The sequence below is a fragment of the Marinoscillum sp. 108 genome, assembly GCF_902506655.1.
In the GTDB taxonomy this organism is placed as follows: Bacteria; Bacteroidota; Bacteroidia; order Cytophagales; family Cyclobacteriaceae; genus Marinoscillum; species Marinoscillum luteum.
Window position 1 is genome coordinate 2,209,891 of sequence record NZ_LR734808.1, and the last position, 23,522, is coordinate 2,233,412.

The following is a 23,522-nucleotide window of genomic DNA, read 5'->3' on the forward strand; positions in this document are numbered from 1 at the left end:
GTCCTACCTTTGTCATCAATGGCGGATTTTAAAAAATATTTCATTGTAGCGGGACAACCCGAAGAAGTGTATGCCGCGCTTACCTTCAAACCAACCATAGAACTATGGACAGGATCCCCGGCTATTTTCAAACCTGAGGTGGATTCAGAGTTTTCACTATGGAATGGAAGCATCCTGGGTAAAAACCTGGAATTTGAAGAGGGCAAAATGATCCGTCAGCAGTGGTACTTTGGGGAGCAGGACACGCCCTCTATTGTGACGCTGAAATTTCACCTTCACAAAAAGGGCACTTCCATAGAGGTCAATCACACCAACATCCCCGATCAGGACTATGATGACATAGTGGATGGATGGCATGAAGTATATATGAAAGAACTCACAGAGTTTTACCAGGAGTAATTTCACCCCTCGTTTGAAGGATTAGAACCTCCCTTTTCTCGTTCCGGTTTTCCAGTTCCAGGCAGTCTGTATAATGGCTGAAATCTCCTTGTATCTTGGATCCCAGCCCAGCTTTTCCAGTGCCAGCTTGGCATTAGCCACCAGCTCAGTTGCATCCCCGGCCCTTCTTTCTGCCAGCTCATAAGGCACCGGCATCCCCGTAACCTCCTCGGCAGCCTTGATCACCTCCATCACTGAGTAGCCAAACCCGGTGCCCAGGTTACAAGCCAACGACTCCCCTCCTTTGTTGAGGTATTCCAGGGCCTTGATGTGGGCGTCTCCCAGGTCATTCACATGGATATAATCCCGCACACAAGTGCCATCTGGTGTGGGGTAATCCGTACCAAATACCTTGATGGCCGCACGATCCCCAGTGATTGCATCCAGGATTAGCGGGATCAGGTGAGTTTCCGGGTTATGGTCTTCTCCTATCAACCCATCTTCTGATGCACCGCTGGCATTGAAATAGCGAAGAAACACATATTTCAGCCCATAGGCTGTCTCATAGTCTTTGATCATTTGCTCCAGCAAGAACTTACTCTTTCCATAGGGACTCACAGGGTTTTGTGGGTGTGATTCATCCAACGGAACATACTCCGGATTGCCATAAGTGGCACAGGTGGAAGAAAAGATGAACTTCAGGCACTGATGATCCACCATGGTTTTGAGCAGGGTCAGTGGCCTGGCCACGTTGTTCACATAGTACTTGTGAGGATCAGATACCGACTCTCCCACATACGCATAAGCCGCAAAATGCAGTACCGCTGAAAACTGATGTTTCTTAAAGAGCTGCTGTAACAAGTCCTCGTCCCCAATATCCCCCTGAACCAGCTCTACCGAGTCATTGACAATTGCCTCCTTGTGACCATACACCAGATTGTCCAGGACCACAATGTGATAATCCAGCCCCGCCAATAACCTCACCGTGTGTGAGCCAATGTAACCAGCTCCGCCGGTGACCAATATCGTTTTTGTGTTATCCATTTTTGTAGTGCTTTTCAGAAAGTGATCTTAAGGTTTCGGCCGCTTGCTCAGCGGTAATATCCCGCTGAGGGTTGGCAAACATTTCATAGCCCACCATAAATTTCTTCACTGTGGCAGACCTGAGCAGTGGTGGGTAAAAAGAATAGTGAAAGTGCCATCCTTCGTGTGATTGCCCATCGGTAGGTCGCTGCTGCATGCCTGCCGAGTAGGGAAAAGAGCACTTGAAGAGGTTATCATAGCGGATGGTGATTTTTGAAAGTATGTCTGCAAAAGCAACTTCCTCCTCGATGGTCATATCCGTAATCGCCTGAAAATGCCTGACCGGAATAATCATCGTTTCGTATGGCCAAACGGCCCAAAACGGAATAAGACCAACAAAATGCTCATTCCTGCAAATAATTCGTGAACCATCCTCCAGTTCCTGTTCCAGGTAATCTTCCAGCAAGCTCCGCTTATGTTTTACATAATAGGCCTGCTGTGTCCGGGTTTTCCTGGCAATCTCATTAGGGACCGAGCTCTGTGCCCAGATTTGCCCATGTGGGTGTGGGTTGCTGCAGCCCATGATGGATCCCTTATTTTCAAAAATCTGAACATTCCTGATATAAGAAATCTGCTCCAGCGCTTCAAACTCACGCTTCCAAACTTTCACCACCTCCGTCAGCGACTCTATGGTCATTTCGGGCATGGTGAGTGAGTGATCCGGGGAGAAACAGATCACCTTGCAAAGACCCGTTTCTTCCTGCATGCGCAGTAACCCTTTGGAGGTTTCCATTTGCTCATTTCCCTCCAGTAGCGCTGCAAAGTCATTCTGAAAGACAAAAGTGCTTTCATACATCGGGTTGTGCTGTCCTCCCATGCGCTCGTTGCCAGCACACAGGTAGCAGGATGGATCGTGTGTGGGTCGGCGCGTCTCCTCTACCTCCTCCGTCTTTCCCTGCCAGGGCCGCTTGGTCCGGTGGGGTGATACCAGCACCCATTCATCAGTGAGTGGATTGTATCTTTTATGTGGCTTGTCAAATGCTTTCATATCATACCTTGATTAGAGAAACCCCGTCGGAGATATTAACCTGAATGGGTGTGATCTCTTGATTAAATTGATCCATATACGCCTCATTAAGCGCCTCGATGAAAGCGGCTTCCCGACCCTTTTTGATCAGATTAAGCGTGCATCCACCAAAGCCACCCCCCATCATTCGTGCGCCCAGTATGTCCTCATGTGCATTGGCAAAATCGGCCATAAAGTCTATCTCCGGACAAGTGATCTCATACTCATCCTTCATGGCCTTCTGAGCACTTTTCAGGATTTCCCCTGCTTTTATCAGATCTGATTGCGTCAGTGCTGTGGTGAATTCATTCACCCGGGCGTTTTCTTCAATCACATATTTGCAGCGGCGATAGACTACCTCATCCAGTTGGCTCTGCACCTGATTCAACTGGTCCATGCTCACATCCCGCAATGAACTGATTCCTGAAAATCTCTTCTGAAGGCCTGACACCCCAGCTTCACACTGTTGCCTGCGCACATTATACTCGGAGCTCGCCAGACTGTGCGTCACGTTGGAGTTGCAAAGGAGCAGTGAGTAGTCATTCAGCCCGATGGGAAAATGCCTGTACTCCAGGCTCTGACAATCCAGTAGCAGGGCCTGATCTTTGGCGCCCATCATGCTCGCAAACTGATCCATGATCCCACACTTTACTCCGGCATAATGGTGTTCAGCCATCTGAGACATCTTCACCATATCCACTTTGGGAATACCCAGCTCAAACAGCTCATTGAGCCCGGCACAAGTGCCGCACTCGAGGGCTGCTGAAGACGACATACCCGATCCTCGAGGCACATTCCCACTGAACACCAAATTGAACCCGGCCACTTCGCGGCCCGACTTCTGTATTTCTGCCACCACACCGAGGATATAGTTTTGCCAGGAGTCAGTGGCTAGCGGCTTCATGTCTGCCAGGTCAAAATCATATCGATCCTCAAAATCAAGAGAAATCAAACTACACCTGTCTGCATTATCTGACTTACCAATGGCAAAAAAAATGGCGTGCTCCACGGCCGCAGGCAGGACAAAGCCATTGTTATAATCAGTATGCTCGCCGATGAGGTTAATGCGGCCAGGAGCGCGAACCAGCACTGGTTTGGCTCCAAATTGCTCCGCAAAATGACTGCTTACCCTTTGAGATAGGTCGTTCATAGAAGAGGTTTAAGTCGGTGTTTAAGAATGAATCTACTGCTCACTCCACCTCACAAATATAATAAACGTTTATTTGACGTTTATTAATTTTTGGGTAAAAAACATTAGAACCATCCCTTGATGGTCATAACATGGCATCAGTAGCTTCTCTAACTATTCAGAAGTCTCTTCGGTCGTTACATAAAAAAACTCCCGGCCAAGCCCGCGCTCAATATTACATAGATAAGGTTCATCTTATACCTGATCAGGCACAGAGAACCCACAAGGAAAATAGCGATTGGAACCACATCTACTTCCAGGCCCATTCCGATCTTCACACAAGCATTGAAGATCATCCCGATGGTGACCGCATAGACCCCTTTCATAGCGGATTTAAATAGTATGGAATCCGAATGACGCAATATCATCTGTGAACCCGCCACCATCAGAATACCAGAGGGCAAAAACATCGCAGCTGTGGCTACCAAGGCCCCAGTAATCCCCATCACTTTGTAGCCAATAAAAACCGAGCTAATCATGATGGGCCCCGGACTCACCTGTCCAAGAGCAATGCCATCAATAAATTCCGCATTGCTTAACCATCCCAGTGACTCTACCACTACCTCCTGCATCATAGGGATAAACACATACCCGCCACCGAACAGACTCAGACTCATGGCACTGAAAACCGAGATCAGCTGGAGAACCATACTCTTCTCACCAAAGAGCGCTAAAGCCAGTAGCACCCCGGCTACAGCAACCAAGGCCAGAGCCACTACCTGTACATCTTTTCCATTGAATCGTGAGACCGGTATTTCATTCAAATCATTAGAACCCTGAACCTCATGCCGAAAAAATAAGTAGCCCAGAATGGCTCCTCCTGCCACGAGTACAATGATGGTTTTGAAACCGGTAAAGGTCAACAAAGTCGCAATAGAAATCAGTAGTAATAGCACCTGCACCCTGTGTCTGATGTGCGATTTGGTCATTTTAATAGCCACGGATAGGATAATGGCACCGACCGCCGGCATGACTCCTTTAAAGATGGGTTCTACATTGAGGACATCTCCATATTCGAAATAGAGGTAGGTGAGTATGTAAACCAACACGAAAGCAGGTAAAATGATACCGGTAAAGGCAATGAGCATTCCCGCTTTTCCCCTCAGCTTATAACCAACGTATATCACGATATTGACAGCCAGAGGGCCAGGAAAAATAGAAGCTAGTGCCACTGCATCCATAATCACTTCATCTTTCAACACCCGCCTGCGGTCTACCAGCTCATCACGTAAAATGGAAACCAGTGCCATATATCCACCAAACGATATACTCCCCACTTTTAGAACGGAAATCAATAGCTGCCACAGGCTTATTCGTCTTTCTGAGAGTTGGTTCAAAGGAGCTTGGTTAATCAGTTAGAGGGACCGGCTCAAAAGCCAATTTGATCCGTGAGAGGAGTTGCTCCTGTGGCATTCTTTTAGCTCTATCGAGTGGATCCGAGTGCTCCACTGCCCGTTTCTTCAGAAACTCATTCTCCCGATCGAAGTTGATCAAATCAACTTCTGAAAAAGTAACCGCTCTGGCTGTGTCACCATAATGAAGTGGATACCCTAGTCGGTCAAGTGTAGTACCAGCCACTGCCTCAAAAATAAGGACGTCTTCCCTGGGCAACTCCTTTAAGTATTTGCACATATTGCCACGAAGCACAGGTTTGGTGACATTTTGCCACATTTTGCCCGACAAAGCAGTTTCCTGCGAATCTCTTGACAAGAAGTAGTCAAGGGCCTGTGGCTTAAATTGGATCTGCAAAAAGGCACAAATTCTGGAGAGTTGCGCTTCAGGATTGGTGATGAGATCTTCATAAGCTACCCTGATCACCCGCTCAGACCCCAGCTTCTCTCCTATGGCGAGCGCCTGGTCCTGATCACGTTTCCAGCTTTTCGCCTGGTGATAAGTATGTTTTTCACCCACCATGATTTTTTTAAATGATAAAGCTACATCACGACCATCGCGATAAAGGTGGATATAATACGGTTTGATTCCGTGGCTGTGCAGTTCCTCAGCGAAATGAACATTCGTCAGACTTTTACAGCACCAGAACCTGCTTCCCTTGGAAGATGCATATCTTGCATAGATGTGTTCGAAAAGGGAATATATGTTTCTGGAATGCTGAAGCTGGTCAAAGATAAGATCCCGATCAAGAGACAAATCATTCCACTTTACCGGATTTAACTCTACAAACTTGCATACATCGTTGATCAGATTTTGAAAATTGACATTGATGGAAAGGTCTCCATATCGATCCATCAATGGCACAAAGGTCTTCAATATATGCGGAGGATGCGGTGCAGTGATCTCCGTGAGCTGATTGAGCATAAGCCTGAGTAGGTTGGACCCAGATCTTTGTGTTCCAATCAGTTGAATAGGTATTATTTTGTCTTTAGTCATTCTTCAATAAATTTATTCACATAAGCTTTTGAATGGTTCAAATCCGGAATATACTGTGCCCGATAAGACGGATACTCCAGTAGCAGACTCCCCAGATTCTCTCCTTTCGAATTAACAAAAGAGAGGATATTCTTGGTGGAGCTATTGAAAAGTACAAGTTCATCTGAAATTCTCCCGGCACTGCCTTGAGACTCTGTCATATACACCTCTGGGAACACTACTTCTCCCACAACATCTACCTTTCGGGTCTCCTCGTCTATGTGGAGTGTGAGCATTCTGGAAACCGGCTTTGATCTGGCTGGGTAGTCGGGATTTGCGTTTCTTACCCCGGGTTGAGCATGCCTGTTTCCATTGTCCAGAATCACAAGGTAACCCTCCGTATCAAAATGAATATTGTGCTGACCATTGAACAGGAAATCTTCAGGAAGGAACAAATCTTCACTTCCTCTGCCCAACCTCCAAATGAGCGCGCCGGTTACTCCATCTATTTTCCAAATCTGGCTACAGTTTCGAAAGGAGATGAGGTAGTTCCCGAGGGTGTCTTTCACCAGGGCGTTCGCATGTAACCAATCTCCGCGTTCATTCAAAATATTGGCATAGTCAAGTGGGGAAAATACGTCGAAAACGGACCACTCCCATACCTTTTCATTTTTGACAGGATCATAAATAAGAATACCATCACCACGAACTATGTCTTGCTTCCCTCCTCCTACTGAAGAGAGGTCCACAACCTCCTGCTCATAAGTCAGACTCATGATATTCCCATTCTCATCGAAATCAATCTCATGATGAACTGTCTTATTAAAAGCCCCTTCACCTTTCTCTACCTCAAACAGCACATTTCCATCCAAGCCTACCTCTGCGATGTGATTGCCCGAAGAAAAACGGAGCGTATCGTCACTCAGGATAGACAAGAAAGTATTCTTCCAGGTGTATTTGGAAACCTTCACATTCATTGGTGCTTTCTGATACCACACCAGTTCGCCGGTATCGTCGATCATCAGGAGGTACCCCTGATCCTTTCTGGCCTGAAAAGCCACATACCCAGAAAAGGATACCTGCTTCATGCTATCTGGTTTTGGGAAATACGGAACCCAGGGGGAGAGGAGGTTGGTAGTGAACTCGTAGGTGCTGCTCAGTGTCTTGCAAAGCTCATCTTGCACCACCACCTGGAATTCATAAGTGGTAGCAGGCTTAAGAACCACCAACACGAGGTGATGAAGGGTGTCTGCTGAGGATAGGTCTGAGTAGTACTTCTTGTCATTACATTCCAAACGAGAATCGCACTTTTCCCAATAGGTCACGTAGACATCTTTGCCTGGATTGGTCTGCACATCTATTCCGACACGGAGAGAATTATCCGGTCGTTGATATATTTCTATAGTGCCAATCTCATGAGGTATAAAGCACACCCCTTCCTCACCTCTTCGGGCGCAGGCAAGTATCAACAGGGCTAAAGCGAAAATATATAGTCTACTGAGCATGGTACAGCAGAAGCCCCTTGTCGGGGCTCCTTGTTTTGGTTTATTTATTTAGCGGGTTGGGTTCCATATTAGGGTTGAGGTCCAACTCCTGTCGTGGAATTGGGTACACCCGATAGTCCTGTGTGACGGTCACGGGATTGGGATAATTCTGATCCACCAGATATTGGGTCATGGTACTTTCGAACACTCCATGTCGAATGAGGTCATCCTTGCGATGGCCTTCTCCGACCAACTCGAGCGCTCTTTCATTCAAAATGGCCGTTCGGAATGCTCCCTGATCAAACCCAGTGGGCAAGCCCTCCAATCCTGCTCGATTTCGCACTGCATTGATCGCATTGTAGGCAACTCCCGTGGGGCCATTCAACTCATTTTCTACCTCAGCCTTCATCAGCAGTATATCCGCATATCTGAACACCGGCTGGTTAAGGGCCGAAGATGCGTAATTGGCCCATATGCTATTAGGTGCAGTGACATCCCGGCGAAATCCACTGTATTTGGTGAGGAGAGCAAAGCCTTTCCAATCTGCGGCAGTGCCATAATCCCGAACATAAGCGTAGTAAGCTCCTGACAAGTCATTCTCTATCACATCATTTCTTGCATCTGAGGGGTCTAGCATGTTGTAGATTTGGAGGGGGACACCCGTCTCTGACCATCCGGTATCATAGCCCCAAGGGGTAAAAAACTTGATATGGTGATTGGACTTATTGTACTCCGCACCCAGGGACATCACTACAAAAATAAACTCATTGTCTTTTCTGTTTGATTCGTAAAAAAGCGCTCCATACTGCCCCTCAAACAAATCGTAAACTCCAAGATCGATCACCTGATCAATGTACCCTTCTGCGGAAGACCATTCCTTTTGACGAAACGCAATCTTAGCCAACAGGGTAAGGGCAGCACCACGAGTGGCCTTGCCCACACCATCCTGTACCGGAGGCAAATCCTCTGCTGCAGTTTCCAGGTCAGAGATGAGTTGTGCATAGACTTCTCCTTCGGGTGTGCGGCTTGGAAGCTCATTTGGATCACTGGTAGCTCCCAGCCTAAGTGGTACCGCACCAAACAGCCCTGTCAGATCAAAGTATGCAAGTGAACGAAGGAAAAGCGCTTCACCCATTAATGCTGCTTTGGCATCCGCCGAGGCAAAGCTGGACTCATCCATCCCCTCTATGAGTTCCAGTGCTGTATTGGCTCGATTGATCAACACATAGGCCGATGACCAAACCATGTCGGCATGGCTCTCGGTCCAGTGATATTGCTCCAGATTAGAGGTTCGGCCTTCCACCATCACATCGGTAATCCCATCATTAAGCTTGACCATCTGACCCGATCCGTAATAAAACCAACCTCCGGTCAGCATCTGGTTATAGATACCATCCACCAGGGCTCTCGCGTCAGACTCTGATACCAGCGTACTGGCACTCAGGCTGCCCTTGAGCTCTTCTGTAAGGTCATTTTCGCATGACAAGCAGGTCAAAGCGAGCAATATTGATAGTATTTTAATTCTTAAGTATTTCATGATTGACACGATTTTAAAATTTCACTTTTACCCCTACTGCATAAGACTTCTGGAGCGGGTATGAATATAGATCCACCCCTGAACCAATGTTCAAATTGGTGGTGGCGTTTACCCTGGAACTCACTTCAGGATCAAAACCCGAGTAGTTAGTCCAGGTATATAGGTTAGAGGCAGAGGCGTATAGGCGAAGGTTTTGCACAAATTTCAATCCCATTTTATTGACCGGAAGATCATAAGAGAGAGAGATGTTTTTCAATCGAATAAAGCTTGCATCTTCCACCAGATCATCATTGACCCAGAACTGACCTGAGTGATTTCTAAATGGTCTGGTACCATCGGGTGTCTCAGGGGTCCAGCGCTCCAAAGCTGATTCCAGGCGGTTGGTTCTGTAGCCTATCTCTCTGTTGACATTGAGTACATCGGCATCAAATACACCACTGAAGAAAAAGGACAGCTGGAAGGATTTGTAGCTGATGGTATTGGTGAGTCCGGCCAGATATTTTGGAAAACCATGGCCCAGAATGGTTCTGTCGGCGGATGTGATGGCACTGTCTCCATCTATGTCATGATACAAGGCATCACCAGGAACCGCCGATGGTTGTAAATCGTCAGTTTCTCCTTCTTGCAACACTCCTCTCACTTTATAGCCATAGAATGAATTCACGGGAATGCCTTTTTGAATAATGGTGTAGGGTGCCCGATCCAACTGACCGATTGGCTTCAATTCAGCTCCTTCCAGAAACTCTGATCCTTCAGGAAGCAGTACTTCTTTGATTTCGTTGCTATTGAAAGAAACGTTGATGTCTGTCACCCAGCTAAAGTTTTTGGAGGTCACGTTGTTGCTGGAGAGTAGTATTTCGACCCCAGAGTTTTGAATACGCCCAACATTGGTAATAATGGATCCAAACCCCAGTGAGGGGGGCAACGACTTGGTGACAATGAGCTTGTCGGTGTTTTTTACATAGTAATCAAACTCAAGAACAATACGATCTTTGAACAAGCCGATATCCGTACCAAGATCCATCTGAGTAGTCTCTTCCCACTGGAGGTTATCATTGCCCAAAACACTTGGCACTGTACCTATGGATTGATTATCGCCATCCAGGGTCACAGGAGCATTGGCCTGAAACTGAGTCTGTGCCAGGCCAACTCTAAACCTTTCAGAGCCTGTGATACCATAGCTGGCCCTTAGCTTCAGGTTGGATAACAGGGACTGACCGGACATAAAGGCTTCATTATGAACTTTCCATCCTACGGCAGCAGCCGGGAAATTTGCCCACTTATTGTTCGCCCCAAATTTAGATGATCCGTCTCGTCTAAAGGTAAGTGTCAGTAAGTAACGATCATCATAATCGTAAATGGCCCTGGACAAATAGGAAATCAATTTGCGCTCACTGGTTCCTGAAGATGGCGTAGTGGGAATGGCTCCCGCCTGCAGGGCATTCCATCCGAGGGTATTGGTGGTAAAATCCCGAGCTCCTGCTCTGAAACTCTCATAAATAACCTTTTGGTTGGTATAACCTGCCAGTAAATTCAAACCATGTTTACCGAGGCGCTTTTGATAGTTTATCGTCCCTTCAAACAACAAATCATAAGACTGGTTATTAGTAAGGGCAGCTTCTCCTGGCTGCAAAGTGCCTGCCACTATGTGGCTTTCCTGAGAGAGGTATCCATACTCTTTGCCATTAAACATGCGGCTGCCCCCCAGCGCTTTGACTTTCAGCCCCTCTAGTACTTCCAACTCCACAAATCCAGTAGAAAGGATGTAAGTCGACTTGGCCTCATTGTCTGATGCTTCTATCGTTTGTAGTGGACTAATGGGTCTGGTACCACCCAGTAGTTGGATTTCCGTTTCGGTGAGGTTATCTAGTCTATTGGGGACGAATGGACGAGCATCAGCGAAAATATTTCTAAGAATATTTGTCTGAAGGTTGCTGGCATTGAATCCCAGAAAGTTGGTATTGGTGTACGTGATACCTGTGTTCAGACCAAAGGTCAACTTATCATCAAACATCCTTTGGTTTAAGTTGATCCGGGTATTGTATCTTGAAAACTCAGTGCTGGGCACTACACCTTGCTGGTTGAAATATCCAGCAGAAAAATATACCCGAGAATTCTCCTTGCCAGAGCTTATTCCCAGCTGATGGTTGACCGTAGCTCCATCTCTAAAAGCTTCCTGGAGCCAATTGGTGCTTCCAAAATACTGCTCTAATGAATCTATTCTGGATGGTGAATACATCTCCATTGCACCATTTACACGCTGGATGAGGTTATCATTTTCTGTAAACGCCCTGGTGCCTAGAAACTCGTAGGCATCCAGATTAGAAACCACCTGCTGACCGTACTCCGCATTGTAGTCGATATTGACTGCACCGGATTTACCCTGCTTGGTGGTGATAATGATCACTCCATTGGCACCTCTAGTGCCATAAATAGCGGCGGCCGAAGCATCTTTGAGTACCTCTATCGACTTGATATTGCTGGGATTGATGCTGTTATCCAGGTTATCCATAGGGAAGCCATCCACCACATATATTGGCTGATTGTCGTTTTGAATAGAGTTATTTCCGCGAACCCTGATGACGAAATTCCCACCTGGCTCTGCACTCTGAGTAGAAATCTGTATCCCGGTGGTACGGCCCTGCACCAGCTGCTCCACACTGGAAATACTTCCCACATTGAAGTCTTCCTCACTCAATGATGACACAGCCCCTGTAAGATCCTTTTTCTGTTGGGTACCATAGCCGATGACCACCACTTCATCCAACTCCTGTAAGTTTTCCTCCAGAGCAACGTCAATTACAGACCTGTAATTAACCTTAACCTCTCTGGTAATAAACCCCACATAGGAGAAAATCAGGGCAGCATTGTCTGGTACCTGGAGTCGGTAATTACCATCTACATCAGTAATGGTCCCTGAACTGGCATCTTTCACCACCACACTCACCCCAGGAAGTCCCTCTCCTTTTGAGTCGGTTACTCGGCCAGATACCGAAATATCCAACACCTGAGCAGGTACCTTGATCTTCTCTCCCTCAACTGACGGTAATCCTTCAGCTAACCCTATACCACACAGCAGGCACATGATGCAGGTCAGCACCATTTTGATGGGTATGACTATATTTTGTATTCTTCTTTTCATGATTTCAATATTTTATCGACAATAGACTTTACCAGAGCTGGTTCTTAGTGAGTTCTGATTTTCCTCTACTGGCGATGGATCACTAACTTTCGACCAATCTGTTCGCCATTTTTCAAGATCACGGATACCATATACATTCCGTTTTTGAGTCCTGATATATCCACCTGATTCACTTCGAGGGATGTAAAATCCTCACCGTCTTTGATCAAAACCACCTTACCATTGATGTCATAAATCATAAGATCGTGAATTTGGGACTCAATTTCCAGATCAATTCTCAGGAAGTTATCTGCCGGATTGGGATAAATCGTGAGAGCAGCAACCTCCTTGGACGGAATGGGCACCACATCGGCATTACGGGCGCTACCGGAGCCTTCCACCAGTTCAAAATCATCCACATAAAGGTTGTTTCCCGGACTCTCATTGTAGACCACAACTACCACAGAGTTGTCATTTGCACCAGTGGTAAAGGTGTTTTGAATTAACGAATAGCTGGTTCCGGCGTTGATGGTCACGCTATGCTGAGAGGTTGTACCATCATAGTCCTGAACAATGAGGTATCCAATGGAACCTGTGGAAGCAGCCTTGGCAAAAGCAGAGATGGTGTACTCAGTATTTGACTGGAGGCCGGTGAAAGTACGCTGCACAAGATTGTCATAGACGATCTCACCTGCGTATGTTCCTGTACGGGCATTACCCGATACCCGGCCATTTCCCAAATAACCCCAAACCCATGGAGAATCACCTTCTTCGAAACTCATGTTATCATACTGATATTCCATCGGCCCCTCTATTTCGATTATTTCAAAATCATCTGCAAACAGGTCATTCCCAACAGATTCATTGTACACAGCAATTTGCACCGATGTATCTGACGCTCCTAAGGTGAAAGTATTTTGGAAGACGTTATAAAGAGAGTCTGTACTGGCCGTGACACTAATCTGAGAGCTGCCTCCATCAAAATCACTCGCAATCAGGTACGCAGTACCTCCCGGTGATGAGGTCTTTAGATACGCTGACACCTTATAGGTGGTACCGGGCATAAGCCCACCAAAAGTCCTGAGAACCTGATTATCATAGACAACCTTGCCTACATAGGTTCCTGAATGGGCGTTTTCTGCTACTCTTCCATTGCCTAGGTAACCCCAGGCCCAGGGGCTATCGCCCTCCTCGAAACCCAGATTGGCCACCGCCAGACCAGGTGAATTTTGAACCTCTTTCAGGACAAAATCATCTACAAAAAGATCATTACCAGGAGATTCATTATAGACCAGCAAGTCAACTGAATTGTCACTGTCACCTGTAGTGAAAGTAACCGACTGAGTCTGATAAGTAGTGCCGGCATTTACTGTGGTACTTTGATATGCGCTGGCTCCATCATAGTCTTCTAAGATGATGTAAGATACTGACCCTGCACTCGCTGCTTTTAGACTGACAGACAGTACATATTGCTGATTGGGCTTCAGGCCTGTCACAGTTCTGGCCACCTGATTGTCATAGACTATTTTACCAGAATAGGAGCCTGATTGTGCATTGCTACTGATACGTCCGTTGCCCAGGTAACCCCAAACCCAGGGTGAGTCACCATCCTCAAAGCCGCCATTGTCCAGTAAATTGAACTGATTGGTGCCTGTATCCCACCAACCCGCGTTAGCATTGGGAGAACTGTCCACAGTAAGGTCTACAAAACTGGTTCCTCCGGGAGTAGGGCCTACACTATCAATTTCTGCACCATCAAACCAATGTTCGATATATCCATCCGAATGGATGGCTATCCGGTCAAAAGAGGCGTATTGTTCGAAGACTCCCTGGGCACTGTCCATATCAGACTCAAACAAGTTGAATCGGGTGTTGTCGTTTTCCGCATAGATCTCGTCGGCATAGGTTTCATATTCAGAGCCTTCCCACAGACCCAGGATATCATCCGTCTCTATACCAACCGAAACGAATTTCTTACCGGGCAGGGAATCTGCCCAATGTAGTAATCTGGAACCGAAAAAGATGAAATTGTTGTTATTACTGGTATAGTTCATCATGGCAGCATGATGGGCATTTTTTATGTAATGGTATGCCACATAATTGTCTTCACCTTCGTAAGTGATTGTCTCATAACTTACCCACGAAGGTCGAAGTGCTGCCGAGTGATAGAATGGTCGGGCACCCTGGCTTTTAAGTACCTCGTTCCAGGCATCTGCTCTTTGAGTAGCCGTTTTACAATAATCGAGGTAGGGAACATGAAACCGTTCGCTTTTGGGCTCCTGATCAAACTGCACCCCGTGAAATCCAGCATTAGGATGACGCTGATTAAATTTGCCTATGGCATCCATGATCTGGTTGGCTGCTGTGATGTGCTCGTTGTTGGGGACATTTCCCATGGTGTCCACAGATGCCTTCAGAGACCCATCAGGTCTGTACAGATAGTTACCTTCTTCGTCTGTCTCTATGAACGCCCAGTTATAATAGAGGGCCCAAACCTTTACTCCCCTGGCGTTTGCTTTGCTGATAAAAGCCGCCAATGAGTCCTGATAAGCCAAAGATCCTATTTCAGAGTCATCCTTGAGTGAGGAAGACCACTGCCATTCCGGAATACAAAACATGTAAACATCTGAAATAGACTTATTGGCACAGAAATCCAGATAGGAATCCTGAACCTGTGGACTAGATGTCCCTAGGTTTCGCCAGGACCAGTGCCCGCGACGGACGGACTTATCCAACAAATCCCAGTCATTGTGGGCAGTATTCTGAGCGATACTGCCATAAGCGCTTAAAGCTAAAAAGAGGTAAAATAAATGCTTTCTCATATTTTAGTTATTTTGGTTTGGTAGTCACTCCCGAGGGAGTCATACAGACACCATTTGGTACCCGTTCACCAAACAAACTACGCTATAAAACAAGGAAAAAACTGGGGGGCTATGTTGCGAAAAGAAGGGGTAAATGTTTCCCAAATCACCTCACAGGACCTTTATAACCGGTTTTTACTTGTAATTCCATCTGGGGGTTTAATCCCTGCTTTGTAGTCGGATGGGGTAACCCCGAAATGTTCCTTAAAGGAGTTTCTAAAATGCTTCACATCATTGAGGCCTACCTCATAGCAGATCTGTGTGAGGTTGCCAAAATTCTTCTCTATCAAATAGGCTGCTTGTTTCATTCTGATTTTCTTAATGAAAGCATTAGCCGAACAGCCTGTCAGGTTCTTCATTTTGCGAAAGAGTACGGTACGGCTCATATTCAATTGATCAGCCAGCATCTCTGTGGTAAATGATTCGTTTCTCAGGTTACTCTCCACCAAATCTATGGCCTGGCGGAGAAAACGCTCATCTTCAGAATTAACAGTAATGTCCTTTGGCTCCACATGAGGTTCCATAGCAAAGCGATCTCTGAGAACCTTGCGAGATGTAATGATACTTTTGATATGGCTTTTTAGCACTTCGCCATTAAACGGCTTGGTCATATAGGCATCAGCACCAAACTCAAAACCTTCTACCTGATGCTCATCGGAGGTTTTGGCTGACAGTAGAATAATCGGTATGTGAGAGGTGATATAATTCGATTTCAACTGCCTACATAACTCGTATCCACCCATAATTGGCATCACTACATCGCTAATCACTATATCAGGCTGGAGTTCCCGGGCCAATTCGAGACCTTCCTGACCATTTTTAGCCATAAAGACCCTGTAGTCAGTATTGAATACCCGCTTGAGCAAGGTGAGAACCTCCGCATTATCTTCAACAATCAGTACGGTAAAAACCAGCTCAACATCGCCTGGATCATTTTCGTGCACCTCCGTTTCTAACAGATCCGGCCACCCATTGAGCTCACGATGCTGGTTCCCTTCGGTGAGTTCCATGTTTTCATCTGGTATATAATCTGCGATGTGGTCTTTGGAAGCTGGAAGAACAACCCTAAATGTAGTACCCTGACCGAGTTCGCTTTCTACAGAAATCATCCCCTGCTGTATTTCCACAAGCCTTTGTGTAAAGGCCAACCCGATTCCTGAACCCTGAAAGTGTTCTTCTCCTTCCGAGTTTACCTGATAAAACCGCCTGAAGATTCCTTCGAGATTTGCCTTGTCTATGCCTCGTCCGGTGTCCTTCACTTCCAAAATCATTACTTTCTTGATTTCTTTATTGCCTAAATGCCCCTTATTATCCGTCACCAGAAGGGTCACTCTGACTGTGCCTCCGGAATCTGAAAATTTCAAGGCATTTGAAATCAGGTTAAATAGAATTTTTTCCAGCTTATCTTCATCATACCAGCAGTACTGACCTGAAAAGTCACTGTGGAACTCTATTTTTTTGGACTGGCGCTCGGCAGAATAGCGGAAAAAATTAATGACTTCATCGATTTGCTCATTGACATCTACTTTGGAAACACTCACTCCAAGGCTGTCATTCTCGATCTTTCGAAAGTCCAAAAGCTGATTGATAAGCATGAGGAGTTTTTGTGTGTTTTGATAGATCGCATTGAGTGGGCTACCCCATCTCACATCTGTGGCCTTAGCTACTACCAGTTCATCCAAATAACCTTTAATCAAGGTAAGCGGAGTTCTTAGCTCATGGGAAATATTGGTAAAAAACCTGAGTTTGGTTTGTGTGAGTTCATGCTCTTTGGCTTTCTCTATTTTGGCTATTTTCAACTCATTGTTAGATTTTATGATCCGGTGGATCAGGTACAAAATCCCTATTAAAGCCAAAATGTAGATGATCCTTGCTTCTGTGGATTGCAAAAAATGAGGAAGGATGATCACTTCTACCTCAGCCCCATTATTCCTTGTCTGTGATTCCTTTTTTACCAAAAACCGATACGTTCCAGGGTCCAGGTTGGTATATGATGCCTCGTTGCTGTTGGTTTTGATCCATTGTTTATCAAATCCCTCCAACTTATACTGAAAGTGGTCAATGTGATTGCTCTTGTAGTTGAGGGTGGAAAAACGAAACGAAATCGAATTCTCGTCACTGGCCAGTTCAATTCTTTCGGTCTGAGAGATATCATCTGCGAGGAGGACCCTGCCAGCTATGACTTCTCCATGACTGACCGTTTGGTTTAGCAACCGAAACTGTGTCAACCTCACCGGAAAATTAGTTTCCGAGAACGTAATGCTATCAGGATGAATGATGTTTAGCCCGAGAATACTCCCGAAATAAATAAAGCCTTCCCGATCTTTGAGTATGGATCGGGGATTAAAGGAGTATGACTGTAGGTTGTTTGTAAGATCAAAGTTGTAAAATCGCTCAGTCTGCTTTTGCAGACACGAAATTCCGTATTTGGTTCCCATCCAGATCTGTCCATTGTCTGCCGCAATGATGGATTTAATATTATCATCCGCCAGTCCGTCGGTTTGATCATAAATCAAAAACCGGTCTGCCCCGAGTGGCGAACTGTAGGAGATCTTGTTAAGTCCTCGCATGGTAGCCACCCAGATAACTCCATCACTTTCTACTATCTGATTGACTTCATTGTGGGATAATGAATGATCATTGTCAGGATCATGTTGCAATCGCACGAAGGAATCGACTCCTATATTTTTGACGGCTATCCCATTGTTGGTCCCGACCCATAGCCGCCCTGAACTGTCGGAAAACAAACAGTAAACCGCATTGCTATTCAGCGAAGAAGAATCCCCCTCTATATTCCTGTATCGTTTGGTGGTTTTTTCCTGATTATTGATCTTGAGTAAACCGTTGGTTCTGGTGGCCATCCAGAAATTACCATCCGGAGTCTCTATGGCATCGGCTATTCTGTCGACAGACTGATTTTCAATCCAGGTAATCTTACTCAGGTGCCCCTCACGTGTGTCGTACTTGTACCAACCCTTTACCGAAATATTGATCCACAGATTATCCCTGGAGTCCTTGAACAAAAAATCCACAGGGCCCAGACCTGAGAGTTCTCTTACTTTTTCAAATTCCTCCCGCACGCCTGACTTGGGCAGGTAGGTGGATCGGTAAACCCCGCGTCGTGAAGTGGCTAGCCATATAGTTTGGTTATGGGTTTCCACTATCGACACCACGCTCTTCTGGCTTTTCATATCAGCCTCATCATCGAGCAGTGTGGGCCTCATAAACTGATTTCTGCCCGGATGCACTACAGCAATATCATTACCGAAGGTGCCTAACCAGATGTTTTCCTGTCTGTCCTTAAAGAGTGAAATGATGATATCATTTGGGATGCTGTTCTTGCTGTCCCGATTGTATTGGAAATTTTGGAAGGTTTCAGTGGTCGGATCAAAGTTATAGAGCCCCAACCCGTAGGAAGCGATCCAAATGATCCCATCACTGGTCCGCACCGCCTTGTAAAACGCACTTGGCTGACTATCCTGGGCTTTCCAGTTGTGAAACTGTAGTACCTCAGAAAACTTCGTATCCATCTGTAACCGGGACAGCCCATCCTCCCAGGACGTCAACCAGACTGACTTGGTTTTCTGATCTACTTCAATATCTGAATATCGGATTTTGACATCAGCACTCTCCTTTCTGATGGGCCAAATGTGTCGAAAAACATCGTCTGAGGCCATTCTATAGACACCAAGATCCTTAATCGAAACCCATAGCGCATCTTCTGAAGTCTTCAGTGACTCGATGGTAGAATTCTCAAAATAGGTACTTAGCAGGGGCCGATCCTCCAGGTTATGACTCCACGATATCTTGGTCAACCCCTCTTCCAAAGTGCCCACCCAAATATCGCCACCCTGATCCTCCGTGAGGCGATAGGCCCACTTATTCTGCAGCAGAGAGTAGGTACTACTGCCATCGACACCCTGAAACAGAACGTATTTGGAACTAGATAAATCAATGCACGAAACTCCCCTTTGGTGGGCAATCCACAAGTGTCCTGAGGATGATCTTACAATTTCTTCAATGCCCTGAATCCTTAGATGGAGATCCGGCTCATTGACGGGGTGAAAAGGCATCAGTGTGTAGCCATCATACTTTATTACCCCTTCGTAAGTGGCAATCCAGATAAACCCAGCCTCATCCTGAATCAGATCGGACACATCGGTCACCGGTTGATCAAGGGTATGAATGCGATTAATATCAGGCTGTGCACCTAGCTCCAATACAAAAAGCCCCATGCCAAAGGCAAGGAGCATTTGCTGTAGTACTTTGTTGATCCCGCTAATTACCAAGTCAATTGTGACCATTCCATTTTCAGTTGAGCCCTCACACAGGTTTCATCACATCATAAAATAATCATTTTTATTAAAGTGAGGTAATATGGCTTAGGTCAATTCTTAGACTAGTTGCTTTTCTCAACGGACTGGGCTATCGGGATTGGGGCAAAATAAATTCCTCTCCCCTCCCAGCCTTTGCTGTACACTTCCAAACTGGAGAGAAATCTGGTGTAATCTTTTTGCTTCATATTGGTCCACCCTACCTCTGCATAGGCGGCAATCCTCGGGAAAATCTGATAATGCAATTGCCCTTTACTCGGAGCCCATTCTGTCCACATCTGACAGCCCAGGCCAATAACCTTATCATGGTACTGGGGCTGCAGACCATCCGGAACTGGATTGTATTCATAAGCCATCTGCAGAGGGATATTTCTGTAGGCGTAATTTAGATAGGTATTGGAGTGCAATGAATTGACAATGTCATAGTCAGAAGAAGCCGCCTCGGTAGCCATAGCCAGATCCCCTTTCCAGAAGTGCACCACCGACTCTTTGGCAAGCTCCTGGTCGGATTGAGTGTCTGATTCATCCTGATAGTGATGCAAATTCAATCCCAAAATCTCATTCCACCCCATCATACGACGACCCTTGCTCTGAAGGTAAGCCGATATGTTGTTGGTAAAATGCACCTGTAATTCTGCCGGGGTTGAAAGTCCTTGCTCTGCCATATATGCCTGAATGGAGGGGGATTCTTTCCACTGATCATATTTTACCTCGTCACCACCAATGTGAATGACTTCAGAAGGAAACAAGTCCATAATTTCATCGAGCACATCATGCAAAAACTGAATAACTTTAGGATCTGACACGTCGTAGACGTTGTAGAACACCCCAAAGGTGGTGGGTACATCAATTTTCTCCTTGGAGGCCCCCAACCAGGAGTATGACGCAATGGCGGCACTGGCATGACCGGGCATTTCGATCTCTGGCACCACAGTAATTTGCCTTTCAGCGGCATATTGCACTATCTCCCTGATCTCCTCCTGGGTGTAGTATCCAGAATGACGCTCCCCTGTTTGTATAGGACTGTCATATTTTTCAGGACCCACCTGTGTACTCGACCGGGTACTTCCAATTTGTGTTAACAGAGGGTATTTCTTGATTTCAACTCTCCAGCCCTGATCATCCACCAGATGCCAGTGAAAAACATTCATTTTCAGTCGTGCCATTTCATCCAGAAGAACTTTCACCCCTTCTTTCCCACGAAAATGTCTGGACTCATCCAACATGAACGCCCGCCAGCTAAATCTGGGACCATCAACTATGCGCATATTTTTAAGGACAACTCCCTGAGAAGAATTCACGTTATCGGGAATCAATTGCTTCAAGGTCTGGATGCTATAGAACCACCCTGTGGCACCTGATGCTATAAGTTTCACTTCGTTTTTCTGGATGTTAATCTCATATTCCTCCCGACCAAATGCCGGTTTCTTTTCAAAGACTATATTTTTACTTGCTTTGACCTGCAGCACAGGCACCCCCACGTCCTGCAGATAAACATGCAGATCTTCAGCCAGCCCTTTGCTTTCTTCACCAGATATGATCCCGGTAGTCTGATCCAACAAAAAGTCTCCCTTGAGCAATTCTATTTGATTGGGATAGGGTAAAATATTAGCTACCTGTCCAAAGCATAGACCTGACAGTAGGATGAGATACGCATATAGATGACCCCTGAATATGTTTAGCGTGTGGTTCCCCATGATGATTTCTTAAAATTGAGTTGAAAATTATTTCTAACAAAAAACGGGGTATTGACCATTAATTGAAGGGGGTAAGTGTTGCGTTTATAAGGGGGAGATGTTTCTTTTTGGATTGATCGATCCAATAAATATATTAAATCCTGGAATACCATTGTGGTCAACAGCGTGAACATGTGTTTAACCCTCTCATCTACGAGCGCGAGAAACATAAGGCTGCGAAAGGCCTGGATCAGCGTAAGTTCAATTCAAAGAAGTGAAAAACCTGATCGCCTCTTCAAAATGAAACGCTGACTATTTCAGGAAACTTCAGAATAAGTTAGAACGAGACCATAGGCTCGATAAGGCTCCCCAAATAAAAAAGCCACTCCTGAGAGTGGCTTTTTGTACTATGAAGGGACCTATGCTTTACTACGATAATTAAGTAGCTACATATCCTTTGTAGAACTTTTTTCAATTCAAAAGGAGTGACTTTGGGGAATAATGACAACCATAAACCGGACTAAACATAAATACATTCATCCCATTAACTTCCCTTCAAATCAAACCTCATTGATGCTAGTAATGGTTGAGTAATTAATCCTCATAATAAGTATACGCCCATGACTCTGAAAAAGGACCGCCACTGCTCGTGCCATTTTTGGTCTGTGTGGCAACTCTGTTTTCCTCATCAAAAGTATACACAAACTTTGCTGTAAAAGCGGAGGAAGGATCCTCGGTAATCTTACGAAGGTAACCATCAGCCAGTTTGGCACTCTGCTTACCGAATGTACCGCCCACATTTTTCCACTCTGAGTCCACTTGATAGATTTGATGGATACCACTCAGGTTGTCACCAATTGTATACGTGAACTCACGGTCTTCTCGTACGGTACCGTCATCATTGTAACGGATTCTGTTCGTAACGTTTCCTTCCGAAATCACCAGGTCATACTTTAAATGATCGACACCACCATAGTGCTCAACAACCTTGATCATTTGTCCATCTGAGTTGTATTCGTAACCTTCCCATTCGGTTCCCTCGTCATCCCATAGCTCCTTGATTACCAATCCTTCAGCATTTAAAATATATACGGTTGAACTCTCTCCTCTGGTAATAGTGAGTTGATTGGCAACAGAATAGTCATAAACGGTTGTTCCATCTGACTCTCCATTCCAAAAAACATCAATACTCGCTACACGATCATTGTCGTCATAGTTAAATTGCCACGACTCAACTTCCTCTCCAGCACCTCCTGAATAATCAATAGAGATTGTCTTAATTAATGATGGCTCAACAATGACAGGATCCCCTCCTTCGTCATCTTTACACGAACTCATAAATATTGTACTAGCTCCAAGTACAATAGCACTCATAAACATCAGATACTTTTTCATAATTTAATCGTTTAATCGGGTTAAAAATTATTTTAAATACACGCTACTTATTATCCATTTAAAGCTGATTCATCAATACTTATATTAATTTCCTCCAGAAAGTATGATGAGCACAAGTCCGGAAATAAAGAGCAGGAACATTAAGAACAAAAGCATATTCACTGACCTGCCACCTCCTTTAAATTCTTTCCATATAAATACTCCCCAAAGCGCCGCAACCATTGTAGCTCCTTGTCCGAGTCCATAGGATATTGCGGTACCTGCTTTACCGGCAGAAAGAATACTTAAAATCATTCCAAGCCCCCAGATTAATCCACCGATTACACCTACCAGGTGTGTGGAGAAGCCCCCTTTAAAGTATTCCTTGTAGGTAACAGGCTGTCCGACAAAGGGTCTTTTCATAATGATTGTATTGAAAAGGAAATTGCTGATGAAAATACCGATCGCAAAAATGAAGAAGGCAGTATAAGGCGTTGCCAATCCTGCCAATGGTGCTTCAAAACTATTGACATCCATAGCAGCAGCAACAAACCGATAGAAGAAAGACATGAGTACTCCTGCGATTAAGGCAAGCCAGATTCCCTTTGACGATGATTTTTTACCATCCTTTGTCATTTTTCCTGAAGCAATTCCATTCAAAATGATAGCAATCATGATCAATGCCACACCGATGAAAAGCATAACAGGATCGCCTTTGGGTGCACTCACGTAATTCACTATCACCCCCAACACCAAGGCTATTCCGACACCCAGGGGAAATGCCACCGCCATGCCGGCTATTGAAATGGATGCTGAAAGAAGAATATTGGAAGCATTGAAAATAACACCTCCTATAATTGCGCTCCAGATGGTGCTGCTACTCAGCTGTCCCAAGTCCTCAACAAATCCCCGACCTTGATCACCTGTGCTTCCCAATGTCAAACCAAAAAGAACGGATAGGATGAGGATTCCTATGACGTAATCCCAATAGAACAATTCAAAGCGCCAGGTCTTTGCCGCCAATTTCTGGGTATTGCCCCATGACCCCCAACACAGCATAGTGATGATGGTAAAGAACACTGCAATCGAGTAACTACTAATAATGTACATAG

At 45.5% G+C, this 23,522-nt stretch carries 14 protein-coding genes; 1 reads left to right on the forward strand and 13 read right to left on the reverse strand.

The window, feature by feature from the left end; all coding sequences use genetic code 11:
* Positions 1-18 precede the first annotated feature (18 nt).
* Positions 19-399 (forward strand): SRPBCC domain-containing protein, encoded by a 381-nt coding sequence (locus GV030_RS09010; protein ID WP_159581904.1) that lies wholly within the window; start codon positions 19-21, stop codon positions 397-399.
* A gap of 21 nt (positions 400-420) precedes the next feature.
* Here the strand turns inward: GV030_RS09010 and galE are convergent, their stop codons facing one another.
* The 13 genes from galE to GV030_RS09075 all read right to left on the reverse strand — a co-directional run bounded on the left by galE (position 421) and on the right by GV030_RS09075 (position 23,520).
* A complete protein-coding gene (galE, locus tag GV030_RS09015) occupies positions 421-1,422 on the reverse strand; it encodes a UDP-glucose 4-epimerase GalE (protein ID WP_159581906.1) in 1,002 nt (333 codons plus the stop codon).
* Complete coding sequence (locus tag GV030_RS09020; protein WP_159581908.1) at positions 1,415-2,449, reverse strand: UDP-glucose--hexose-1-phosphate uridylyltransferase; 1,035 nt, start codon at positions 2,447-2,449, stop codon at positions 1,415-1,417. Before GV030_RS09020 ends, galE begins: the two co-directional genes overlap by 8 nt.
* A 1-nt stretch (position 2,450) precedes the next feature.
* On the reverse strand, positions 2,451-3,617 hold the full coding sequence (galK, locus tag GV030_RS09025; RefSeq protein WP_159581910.1) for a galactokinase: 1,167 nt from the start codon (positions 3,615-3,617) through the stop codon (positions 2,451-2,453).
* Between the two features lie 176 nt (positions 3,618-3,793).
* On the reverse strand, positions 3,794-4,993 hold the full coding sequence (gene chrA, locus GV030_RS09030) for a chromate efflux transporter (RefSeq protein ID WP_159581912.1): 1,200 nt from the start codon (positions 4,991-4,993) through the stop codon (positions 3,794-3,796).
* 10 nt (positions 4,994-5,003) lie between these two features.
* Positions 5,004-6,044, reverse strand: a complete 1,041-nt coding sequence (locus GV030_RS09035) for a sulfotransferase (RefSeq protein WP_159581914.1) — start codon at positions 6,042-6,044, stop codon at positions 5,004-5,006.
* On the reverse strand, positions 6,041-7,528 hold the full coding sequence (locus GV030_RS09040) for an aryl-sulfate sulfotransferase (protein ID WP_159581916.1): 1,488 nt from the start codon (positions 7,526-7,528) through the stop codon (positions 6,041-6,043). Before GV030_RS09040 ends, GV030_RS09035 begins: the two co-directional genes overlap by 4 nt.
* 40 nt (positions 7,529-7,568) lie before the next feature.
* Positions 7,569-9,044 (reverse strand): RagB/SusD family nutrient uptake outer membrane protein, encoded by a 1,476-nt coding sequence (locus GV030_RS09045; RefSeq protein ID WP_159581918.1) that lies wholly within the window; start codon positions 9,042-9,044, stop codon positions 7,569-7,571.
* A gap of 13 nt (positions 9,045-9,057) precedes the next feature.
* Positions 9,058-12,186, reverse strand: coding sequence for a TonB-dependent receptor (locus GV030_RS09050; RefSeq protein ID WP_159581920.1), 3,129 nt, complete (start codon positions 12,184-12,186; stop codon positions 9,058-9,060).
* 65 nt (positions 12,187-12,251) lie between these two features.
* The gene (locus tag GV030_RS09055) at positions 12,252-14,987 is read right to left on the reverse strand and encodes a carbohydrate binding domain-containing protein (RefSeq protein WP_159581922.1); all 2,736 of its coding nucleotides are present in this window, start codon (positions 14,985-14,987) and stop codon (positions 12,252-12,254) included.
* A gap of 161 nt (positions 14,988-15,148) precedes the next feature.
* The gene (locus tag GV030_RS09060; protein ID WP_159581924.1) at positions 15,149-19,330 is read right to left on the reverse strand and encodes a hybrid sensor histidine kinase/response regulator transcription factor; all 4,182 of its coding nucleotides are present in this window, start codon (positions 19,328-19,330) and stop codon (positions 15,149-15,151) included.
* A gap of 95 nt (positions 19,331-19,425) precedes the next feature.
* Entirely contained in the window at positions 19,426-21,057 is a 1,632-nt protein-coding gene (locus GV030_RS09065; protein WP_159581926.1) for a beta-N-acetylhexosaminidase, read from the reverse strand.
* Positions 21,058-21,630: 573 nt separating this feature from the next.
* On the reverse strand, positions 21,631-22,431 hold the full coding sequence (locus GV030_RS09070; protein WP_159581928.1) for a hypothetical protein: 801 nt from the start codon (positions 22,429-22,431) through the stop codon (positions 21,631-21,633).
* An 84-nt stretch (positions 22,432-22,515) separates the two neighbouring features.
* Positions 22,516-23,520: a GRP family sugar transporter gene (locus tag GV030_RS09075; protein ID WP_159581930.1), complete on the reverse strand. Its 1,005-nt coding sequence runs from the start codon at positions 23,518-23,520 to the stop codon at positions 22,516-22,518.
* Positions 23,521-23,522: the final 2 nt, after the last annotated feature.